General features: G+C 48.0%; 1 protein-coding gene. It reads right to left on the bottom strand.

All coding sequences use genetic code 11. The features are described 5' to 3' along the window. The coding region (locus R8269_RS25185) for a type I secretion system permease/ATPase (protein ID WP_318222904.1) at positions 1 to 1,203 on the bottom strand (1,203 nt) is incomplete at both ends.

Raw genomic sequence — 1,203 nt, 5'->3', positions numbered from 1 at the left:
CCTCAATGTGCTTGGATTATGGGCGATAACCACAATGGTTGAGCCCTGAGATTTTAGATAAGCGATAAGACGCTGATACGCAGCCTCTCCTTCTCCGTCTAGATTGGCGTTTGCTTCATCAAAGACGACGATAGAAGGATCACCATAGACAGCTCGTGCTAGCGCAATCCTTTGTCGTTCACCACCCGACAGTCCACGACCATTTTCGCCAATAACGAAGTCGTAACCTTTGTTCTTTTTGAGGATTAATTCGTGACAACCCGCTAATTGTGCAGCTTTGATCACCTTCGCTGGCTCTTCTTCTTTAAAACGCGCGACGTTCTCACGAATGGTTCCTGGAAATAGCTCCACCTCTTGGGCCAAATAGCCAACGTGAACACCTCGATCTTCAGATGCCCAAGTCGACACTTCCATGCCATCTAAAGTCACCTTTCCAGCTAAAGGCCGAATGTTACCAAGCAATAAGCGAGCAAATGTCGATTTGCCAGTGCCAGAAGGGCCAATTACTCCGACGGACACACCCGGCGGGATTGATAATGTGATAGAAGACAGCACTGGCTCAGTCGCACCCGGGTGACGGTAAGTGAGCCCGGTTAACTCATAATGGCCTTTCGGTTTAGGTAACGGCATGTCAGATTCGTCTTGACGAACAATCGCATCAATCTCCTTTAACCGTTTATAAGCCATTCGCGCAGACATCGCGCTGCGCCATGTTCCTATCGCTTGCTCCATCGGCGATAATGCCCTGCTCATCAGAATAGAGCTCGCGATCATCGCACCCGCCGTGATTTCATGCTGAATAACCAACCATGCACCACCGCCGAGTAAAAATATTTGCAAAGAGCCACGAACAAACTTAGAAAGGTTAGCCATATAAATCGATTTTCCGGCAACTCGCTCTTCAAGCACGCTGACACTCTGCACTCGCGATTGCCACTGCTCTAAAAATGCGTTCATCATCCCCATGGCTAAAATAGAGTTGGCGTTTTGTGTCGCTAACTCTGCACTACTAATATGAGAAATGGCCCTAACTTCACTTTCTTGCATCGTCTTTCTCGTCATCAACTCGTTGATCAAACCTAAGCTAAACAGAACGACAGAACCAAGCAACGCAATGTGCCCAAGCAAAGGATGGAGTAGATAGACGAACAAAATAAACAGTGGTGTCCAGGGAGCGTCTAACAAAGGATAAGGGGCTTGGCT

It is taken from the genome of Vibrio sp. Vb0667 (genome assembly GCF_033391095.1).
Note: the sequence above shows the minus strand (reverse complement) of the source record. Positions and strands in the feature narration are given on the sequence as shown.